Annotated in this window: 5 protein-coding genes; 4 read left to right on the top strand and 1 reads right to left on the bottom strand. The window is 60.2% G+C overall.

The annotated features are described in order from the left end of the window. Positions 1-645 precede the first annotated feature (645 nt). Complete coding sequence (locus AB4043_RS13795) at positions 646-1,557, bottom strand: transposase (RefSeq protein ID WP_442307294.1); 912 nt, start codon at positions 1,555-1,557, stop codon at positions 646-648. A gap of 252 nt (positions 1,558-1,809) precedes the next feature. Between AB4043_RS13795 and AB4043_RS13790 the strand changes: the two genes are divergently transcribed. The 4 genes from AB4043_RS13790 to AB4043_RS13775 all read left to right on the top strand — a co-directional run. Beyond that, positions 1,810-3,204 carry a TolC family protein gene (locus tag AB4043_RS13790; protein ID WP_442307293.1) on the top strand — a complete coding sequence of 465 codons (1,395 nt, stop codon included), beginning with the start codon at positions 1,810-1,812 and terminating at the stop codon, positions 3,202-3,204. A 129-nt stretch (positions 3,205-3,333) separates the two neighbouring features. Then, complete coding sequence (locus AB4043_RS13785; protein ID WP_442307292.1) at positions 3,334-6,453, top strand: efflux RND transporter permease subunit; 3,120 nt, start codon at positions 3,334-3,336, stop codon at positions 6,451-6,453. Then, entirely contained in the window at positions 6,444-7,412 is a 969-nt protein-coding gene (locus AB4043_RS13780; protein WP_442307291.1) for an efflux RND transporter periplasmic adaptor subunit, read from the top strand. Before AB4043_RS13785 ends, AB4043_RS13780 begins: the two co-directional genes overlap by 10 nt. Before the next feature lie 691 nt (positions 7,413-8,103). Then, the coding region (locus tag AB4043_RS13775) for a multicopper oxidase domain-containing protein (protein ID WP_442307290.1) at positions 8,104-9,696 on the top strand (1,593 nt) is incomplete at its 3' end.

The following is a 9,696-nucleotide window of genomic DNA, read 5'->3' as shown; positions in this document are numbered from 1 at the left end:
GGACGAACCGCACTTCGGTACGGATTTCAAGGATGCCCGTACAAAGAACCTGGGGAAGGATTTGCCGCCACCGCAGTAACGGCTAGTTGCTGGTTGCTAGTTCCTGGTTGCTAGTTGGGCCTAGGCTCACCATGCACCGGGTGCCCCATATATGCGAAGCATATGTGGGACGTTCGAGCGCAAGCTCGAATCGCTTTGCCCTCACTCATGCGACACAGGCATCATAAGCCCTCTGCTACCTTCGTCTGTGTGCGCCCCCTGCAGCAGACAGATGTTCAGGAACTCGCGGCCCTGCTCCAGGGACTTCCGCTTAGTCACCTCTGGCAAGGCTACGGATCGGCGATCTTCGCCGAATTTGGCGACCTGCAACCAGGCCGGATTCGCCGCGATGGCACGTCAGGGAATCCTCAGGGCGCTTGGACGTTACATATGACCGAAGGCTGGAGAATCGAGGGCAAACGGCACATATGGGCTACATGGTCTGACTACCGGGGATGGGGCCGGGCCTTACGAGTCTGTGTGAGTGAGGGATCTTCTCTTTGTTGAGTGGGCCTTAGTTGCTGGATTTCTTTGTGRCGTCTGGAAGGAGTTGTTTTATCGGGTTTTCTGCGGGACATTTTCTTTGTTGTATCGGAAGGAGTTGTTTTAGCGGGGCTTCGTCAGGATGTAGATGCGCTTGAGGTTGTAGGCGGTGGCGGCGAGAGCGAACTCGGCCTGAGCCTTGGCGATGGAGCGTAGCCGGAAGGAGCGGAAGTTTCGTTGTTCTTTCATGATGCCGAAGACCGGTTCTACGATTCCCCTGCGTTTGCTGTACATCGCTCTTCCGTCCGGATCTCGTAGCTTGTGCCGCATGCGTTTCAGACGGGGATCATGGCCGGCAAGATCGGTTGCCGGCTTGCGGGTGTTGAGCTCCCGTGCAAGGTTGGAGTCCGGGACATAGGCGTCGACGTTGAGCGCTTCCATTCGTTCTACGTTCTGGTTGGAGTAGTAGCCGGAGTCGGCCAGCACGCGCCCTGGAAGCTCTCCGCAGGCCTCTTTGACAAGCTTCACCATCGGTTCCAGGCTGTCGTTCTCGTTGCCTGACTGGGTCACCCTCTGGGCCACGATGAGGTGGTCTTCCGAGACCGCGATCTCACCGGAGTAGCCCAGCAGGAAGCGGTTGCCGCGGCTGCGCAAAAAGCGCGCATCCGGGTCGGTGATCGAGCGCTTCTCAGAGGGCCTCTTCGCCCGCCGGGGAAGCGGCTTGAGTGTCGCAGCAGCGTCCTCGATGGCGTCGATCGCAGTTCCTACGCGACCGCCCCCTCCTTCGTTCGGGTCATCCCTGTCGCAGCTCTGTTGCCAGCGGCGTACGTTCCGGCGGGTCTTGGCCCTCTGCTGCCGCTCCACGGCGATGACTTTATCCGGCGATGCCGATGCCTTGATCCGGGTCGCGTCGATCGCTACGGTGCCCAACTGAGCCAACACGAAAAAACACAGATGATCCGCGCTCAGAACTTCGTCCACGCGAGGCGGAACAAGATAACCCTGCTCTGGAGAATAGGGAAGATAACGTGACATACTCTCTTCTCGTATAAATAACTCCGAAAATCAAGTAGTACTCACACAGACTCTGAAGCCCACGGCTCCCACCCAATTCTCCAACCAAACATCGACGATTGAATATTCCATTCCAATGCTCGATACACGCCGCCAACACGTTAAGCCCTCATTAAGATCATCAGAACTGTGCGATGAAATGCGGCCGAGAGTTGCCTAAGTATCGAAATTCGATATAGCGTCTTCATAGGAAAAGAGAAGGACGTCTTATCGATGAACCTGCTTCGGATCTCCTGCTTCGCGTCCCYGGGAATGCTTGTCTCTGTTGCGTCCTCTGGTGCGCGCGCCCAGGAGGCCGCCGCTCCGCTCACCTTGGCTGCCGTCGTTGACGATGCCGCGAAGAACTATCCCGCCATCCGTATCTCGCAGGAAGAGCTGAACGCCTCGGTCGCCCGCATTCAGCTGGCGCGCACCGCCTATCTTCCGCGTCTCGACGCCACCGCCCAGTTCAATCGCGGAACCCGCAACAACGTCTTCGGAAGCCTGCTGCCGCAGAGCATCATTCCTCCGATGTCCGGGCCGGTAATCGGCACCAACAACGGCGGCTCGGTGTGGGGCAGCGCTGCCGGAGTCCTGATCAACTGGCAGCCCTTTGACTTCGGTACACGCAGCGCCAATGTTCACGCTGCTGAAGCCGCACGCGATCGCGCCGCAGCCGCCAATCTCCGTACACAGCTCGAGGTAGAGACGGCATCCGCCGATGCCTACCTCTCGGTGCTCGCCTCCACGCAGGCGATGAAAGCCGCGCAAACAGCAGTCGATAACTGGGAGACGCTGCGCCAGAGCATCCATGCCCTTGCAGCAGCCGAGCTTCGTCCCGGAGCCGATGAATCGCGCGTCAATGCCGAGAAGGCAGCCGCGGCCAATCAGCTCGCACTCGCGCAGCAGGCCGTCGAGATATCTGCTGCAACGCTTCACAAGTTCCAGAGCGCACCTACCAGCGTGACACCGCAGGCAAAGCTGCTGAGCAGCGTGCCCACGGCTACCGGAGCGGAGAATCCACTCGCCGTCTCAGGGAATCCGCTCATGGCCGAGCGTAAGGCGACAACCGCCGAGAATGCGGCACAGCTCCACGCCATCGAACGAAGCTGGGCTCCGCAGTTCAACCTGGAAGGCGCAGCCTATGGCCGTGGTACCGGAGCAGAGACCGATGGACGCCGTTTGACCGGAACCAACGGTCTGGCGCCCAACATCGGCAACTATGTCGCCGGCATCAACATCGCCTTCCCGGTGCTGGACTTTGCCAGCATGCACGCGAAGGCCGCGGCGCAATCGGCTACGCTACGAGCCGCTCGCGCGAATGAAGATCTGACCGCACGCAACCTGCAGGAGCAGTTTGCCCAGGCACAGGCCGAGCTTCGCGCTTCCGAGACCATCGCACAGAACACACCCACTCAGCTTGATGCTGCGCAGACAGCATTGAATCAAGCCACCGCCCGTTATAAGGCCGGCCTTGTTCCCGTGGATGATGTGGCGCAGGCACAGCGGCTGCAGGTGCAGGCAGAGATCGACAACGCCATCGCCCGGCTGAATGTCTGGCGCGCCTTTCTGAAATTGCAGTATCTCCGGGGCGATCTGCAGCCCTTTCTGCAGGAGGCGAACCGCTAGAGCATTTCTCCTAAGGATGTAGAGCGAAGTTTTGGTAGTTTGCGCCGTTTTCCTTCGAAGAAAACGGCATTCACGGATTTATCCAACACTACAGTGTTAGGAGAATTGCTCTAAAGGAACCGACTCGACATGCGCCTTGTCCTCGCAGCACTCAGCCGTCCGCTTACCGTGATCGTCGCGCTGCTCGCGATCGTCGCCGGCTTCTTTATGGCCGTTGGACGCATGCGGATGGATATCTTCCCGCAGGTCGGCAACCCGGTCATCTACGTTGCCCAGCCCTACGGCGGCATGAACCCCGCGCAGATGGAGGGCTACCTCACCTATTACTACGAGTACCACTTCCTCTACATCACCGGCATTCAGTCAGTCGACAGCAAGAGTGTCCAGGGTGCAGCCCTGATGAAGCTGACCTTCCGCGAAGGCACCAATATGGAGCAGGCGATGGCGGAGACCGTCGGCTACGTCAATCGCGCCCGCGCCTTCATGCCGCCGGGAACGGTGCCGCCCTTCATCACGCGCTTCGATCCGGGCAGCGTCGCCGTCGGCCTGCTGCTCTTCTCCAGCAATACTCACTCGCAGGGCGAGCTGCAGAACTTTGCGCTGAACCAGGTGCGTCCGCTCTTTGCCACGCTTCCGGGCGTCTCCGCGCCGCCGCCCTTCGGCGGCAACCAGCGCACCATCGTGGTCACACTCGATCCGGACAAGCTGAAGCAATACGGCGTCTCTCCGGAACAGGCTATCTCTGCCGTCAGCGCCGGTTCGGTGGTGGCGCCCACCGGCAATCTCTACGACGGCACACTCAACCGCATCGTCCGCACCAACTCTGCCCTGGGGCCTGACCTGGCCGAGCTGATGAGTGCGCCCATCCATCCGCGCTCCGGAGCCAACATCTATCTCCGCGACATCGGCACCGTTGAGAACGGGACCGATATTGTCACAGCGTATGCCCACGTTGACGGCAAGCGCACGGTGTACATTCCGGTCACCAAGCGCTCCGACGCCTCGACACTGGCTGTGATCGCGGCCGTCAAAGCCGCCATCCCCAGCTTCAAGAAGGCGATTCCCGACGACGTGGATGTGCAGCTCGCCTTCGACCAGTCCGGCTATGTCTCCAACGCGATCGGCGGTCTGGTACGTGAAGCCCTGCTGGGAGCGGTGCTGACCGGCCTCGTCGTCTTGCTTTTCCTGCGTGACTGGCGCGGAGCGCTGATCGTCGTTGCCAATATTCCCTTTGCGCTCTTTACTGCCGTGGTCGCGTTGTGGGCTACGGGACAGACCATCAACATCATGACGCTGGGCGGCCTGGCGCTGGCGGTCGGTGTGCTGGTCGATGAAGCCACGGTCGAGATCGAGAACATTCACACGCAACTGATGCCTGGGGTCTCGCGCGCGAAGGCAGTGCTTGAAGCCTGCCGCCGCACTATCATCGCGCGGTTGCTTTCGATGCTCTGCGTGCTCGCCGTCTTCGTTCCCTCGTTCTTCATGCAGGGTGTGGGACGCCAGCTCTTCACGCCGCTCTCGCTGGCGGTGGGCTTTGCGATGATTGCGTCGTACCTGCTCTCAAGCACGCTGGTGCCGGTCTTCGCCGTATGGATCATGTCAGAGACACATCGCGGCGAAGAGCATGAAGGGCGCTTCGGCCGGCTGCGCACCTGGTACGAAGGCTACCTGCAGCGCATCCTCAAGCGCGGACGTCTGATCTATCTCGGCTACTTCGGTGTTTGCGCGCTGTTGCTCTTCCTGCTGGCGCCCACGCTGGGCACAGAGATCTTTCCCGACGCCAACGGCCCGGTGCTGCGCCTGCGCATCAAGGCTCCTGTCGGCACACGTATTGAAGAGACCGAGCCGCAGGTGCTGAAGGCACTCGATCTCATCCGCAAGACAGCAGGCGAACACAACGTCGCTATCACCTCGGACTACGTCGGCGTGCAGCCCTCCAGCTATCCGGTCAACCTGATCCATCTCTTCACCGCCGGCCCGGAAGAGGCGATCGTTCAGGTGCAGCTCGCGCCCGGCCATCCGCAGGATGAGAAGCTGCGCGAAGAGCTCCGTACAGCCTTCCAGAAGCAGATGCCCAATCTCAACGTTGCCTTCGAAGGCGGAGACATCGTCTCGCAGGTGATGAGCTTCGGCTCGCCCACTCCGATCCAGATCGATGTGCAGGGTGTCGACCTCGATCAGGACTATGCCTACCTGGCAAAGATCGAAGCCGAGATGAAGAAGCTGAGCTTCCTGCGCGACATCTCCATCCCGCAGGAGCAGCAGTATCCCACGGCTGAGATCAAGATCGACCGCGACTACGCTGGACAGTTTGGCCTCACCATGGCCGACGTCACTACCTCGCTGATACCGGCGACCGGATCGTCTCGCTTTATCGCACCGAACTACTGGCGCGATCCTCGGACCGGCAATGCCTTCCAGATCCAGGTGCAGCTCCCTTCCAACCGCGTGCAGGGACTGGGAGCGTTGTCGACGCTTCCGCTGATGCGCGAAGGCCAGGCACAGCCGCAGCTCGATCAGGTGGCAAGCCTGAAGTACGGCACCATGCCGGAGATGATTGAGCGCTTCAGCGGACAGCGCATCGTCAGCGTCACCGCCAACCTTCACGGCATTGCACTCGGAGATGCCCGCGGAAAGATCAACGGTATCCTGCAGCATCTTGCCGCGCCTCCTAAGGGAGTGACGGTCGTGGTGCGTGGCCAGGTGCCGGCGCTGGAAGACACCATCTCCGGTCTGCGCATCGGTCTGCTGATCGCCATCGCAGCCATCTTCCTGCTGTTGATGGCCAACTTCCAGTCGCTTCGTCTGCCGCTGGCGGTGTTGTCCACTATCYCCGGTGTGCTGGTGGGCGTGGTGCTGATGCTGCTGATCACCCGTACCACGCTGAACATTCAGTCGTTCATGGGAGCCATTATGGCGGTCGGCATCTCGGTGGCGAACTCCATTCTGCTGATCAGCTTTGCAGAGCACGCCAGACGTGAGAACAAGGATGTCGAAGCTGCTGCCTTCGAAGGCGCTACCGGCCGGATGCGGGCCATCCTGATGACAGCGACGGCGATGATCTGCGGCATGATTCCCATGGCTATAGGTCTGGGTGAGAGTGGAGCACAGACCGCTCCGCTGGGACGCGCCGTGGTCGGCGGCCTGATCTTCTCCACGCTGACGACGCTGACCGTTCTGCCCACCATCTATGCCGCGCTGCAGCGCAAGGCCAAACACGAGTCCAACTCTCCCGCACCGTGCCGCTGACGGCGGAGCTGACGCCGTATCTGCAGACCGACATCGAGGCCCGCGTTCCGGGCTATGTGGAGAAGGTTCTTGTCGATCGTGGAAGCAAGGTGCGCCGCGGTCAGTTGCTGGTCGTTCTCTCCGCGCCGGAGATGGGCTCGCAGACCTCTGCCTCCGAGGCCGGTCTGCATCAGGCCGAAGCGGAAGCGGCACAGGCCAAAGCGTCAGCAGCGGCAGCGGCCAGCACTTACGAGCGGCTGCTGGAGGCATCGAAGACTCCCGGCGCTGTCGCCGGCAATGAGTTGATCCAGGCACAGAAGCAGAAAGAGGCAGCCGAGGCCATCGTGCAGGCCCGCGAAGCTTCAGTAAAGTCGGCAGGGAGCCAGCTGACCTCGACGAAAGAGATGCAGGGATATCTTCGTGTGACCGCTCCCTTCGACGGCATCGTCACCGAGAGGCTGGTTCACCCCGGCATGATGGTCGCCGCAGGCAGTCATCAGGCGCTGCTGCGGCTGCAACAGGTCTCGCACCTTCGCCTGGTGGTGCCTGTACCCGAGAACTACTCAGGCAACATTGCCCAGGGCACGCAGGTCACCTTCCATGTACCGGCGCATCCGGGCAAAAACTATACCGGCAAGGTCGCTCGTATTCCCAACTCGCTCGCCCCGCAGAGCCGCGCCATGATGGTGGAGCTCGATGTCGCCAATGCCGACGCATCGCTGTCGCCGGGCATGTATCCCACAGTGGACTGGCCGGTGGCTGCCGGTGACAACCTGTTGTTTGTCCCGGCGACCAGCGTCGTAACCACGACGGAGCGCACCTTCGTCATCGCTGCACGCGGCGGACATGCTCATTGGGTGGATGTCCGCAAGGGTCCGGTCTCCGGCGATCAGGTTTCCGTTCGTGGAGAGTTGAAAGTGGGCGATACGGTGGTAAAGCAGGCAACCGATGAGATTCGCGATGGCGCTCCCTTGCCTTAGGGTGTGTCATAAATCCTGAAGCGCATTTCAGATCGGCCCTACGGAGGATCAAGCGCTGAAGGCGCGTTCTATACCAGCCTGGGGCAACGCCCCAGGTACGGAGATAGAAAACGGTAAGAGGGCTGAAAGCCCGATCTATAATCGCGAATCGTCACAAAGGAAATAGTTCGTGAAATCGTTGTAGGCCTCTCGAAACGATACATTCGGATTGAAGACCCTTATATAGAGCGGGCCTTCAGCCCTTGACATCTTGTGGGCGCCAAAACCTGGGGCGTTGCCCCAGGCTGGTATAGGTCGCGCCTTCAGCGCTCATACATCTTTCTTCTCAATAACGAATCGGGCTTTAAAGCCCATTTACTTTTACGTCTTTATCAGCGGGCTGAAGCCCGCTGAATACCCCAGCCAGCAAGCTGGCCGGGGACCCCGCTGAATACCCCAGCCAGCAAGCTGGCCGGGGACCCCGCTGCTCCCACCAGTTTCAGTCAACCCGCCTTTCTCAGGACCAAATCTGCTGACGACATCCTCAACGCTCTCGCCAAATATTGTTTAGCGAATTCATGACTCACCACGCTAGCTCTTCGTCACCCGCACAAATAAGTCTGGCGTTTTCTGCCCTCTGACTCTAGGATTACGTCGGCTGCCTTACTTTCGTTACCTTCTTTTTTGCCGTACTTTCCCTGCCGGAGGATTCATGCGCGTTCGTCGATACGAACGTGGGCGTTCCCACGTGTTTTACACACTCTTTCTGAGCACGATCGCCCTCACCTCAACCGCGTTTCTTCCCGCCTTTCGCACGGCAGATGCACAAAGCACAGCCGGCAACCGCGTCTCCCCTGAATTCCGCGAACCGGTTACTCTCGCTACCAAAGACGGTGTGCTCGAGGTCCGCCTGACCGCGCGCCAGAGTGCGGCAACGCTCGATACGTCGGCCAAACCGGTGGAGAACTTTCTTCTCTTTGACTACGAGCTCCTCCACGGTACTGCCTCTGACGGCAAGACGACCGGACGCGGCCTATATCCCGCGCCGACGCTGCAGGTCTATCCCGGTGAGAAGCTAATCGTCCATCTCGACAACGCTCTGACCGGCCTCACGATCGATGACTACTTCAGCCCCCAGTACACCAAGGTCGGGGGAGAAATCCCTCTCTATCCCATTCAGATGAAGTCGTCGCCCCTGAACCTGCATGTCCATGGCGTGCACGTCAGCCCAAAGGGCAATGCAGACAACGTCATGCTCCATATCCCCGCCGGCATGTCGAACACCTATACCTACGAGATCCCCAGGAACATGCCACAGGGAGCGTACTGGTATCACTCGCATCTGCACACGCTAACCGGGCCGCAGACCTACGCCGGGCTCGCCGGACTGCTCTCCATCGGGCGCACCGATGGAGGCCTGCAACTGGTGACCGAGAAGAAGATCCCGGTTCGCAACATGCTGCTGCAGTACAACGGTGTCTTTGATCGCGCCAATGGAGGCGCCGTTCTGAACAACGTGAACTGGGCGCAGTATGTCAACACCGCCACACCGCCGAAGAGCGACGAGCTTGCCAAAGGCACCTATCGTCCCTTGCTCGCGCCGACCAACTTCACCAGATCGAAACCGGGAACGACCTATTTCACCGTCTGGTATGCAGGCCCGCTGTCTGTCCGCAACGACCGCGGCCTGCTGCAAACCATCCCGAGCAACCTGCAGACATTCATCCCGAGCGATCCGAAAACCGGCAAAACGATACCGGCCGAACCATCGCTACCCGATGACAAGCGCGATGTGCAGTTCACCGTAAACGGCCAGTTCGAACCCACCCTCAAGAGCAAGGCAGGGCAGACAGAGATCTGGGTCCTGGCCAATGTCAGTGACTTCGCCTACATCAACCTTCAGCTCACTGAGACCGTGACCGGCCAACACCCGAAGATCGCCATTGTCGGTGAAGACGGCAACCCCTTTCCTGCCGTGCATTACCCGGTCACCGACGACGGCACACGCCTGCTGCTTCCACCTGCCAGCCGTGCCGCCATCGCCGTCACCATGCCGGAGAAGGGCGATCTCATCCTCGAGATGCCTCCCCGCGGCAGCGGCACAAAGACCATCAATGTCCCCGGCGTTCTGTATACCAGCAACGGCACCGAGAATCCGCCTGCTATCCTTGGCAGCCTCAGTGTAGGACCTTCGGCGGTAAGCTACGTCGATGGCTTCTTTGCCTTCCCCACACAGATGCTGCTGAAGGCAGTTCCCTCGCAAGGCAAGGGAGAGACCACAGCCTTTGTCGAAGGACAGAAGCTG

The organism is Terriglobus sp. YAF25 (genome assembly GCF_052113305.1).
Lineage (GTDB): Bacteria > Acidobacteriota > Terriglobia > Terriglobales > Acidobacteriaceae > Terriglobus.
The sequence above is the reverse complement of the archived record's forward strand: the minus strand, read 5'-3'. Positions and strand labels throughout refer to the sequence as shown.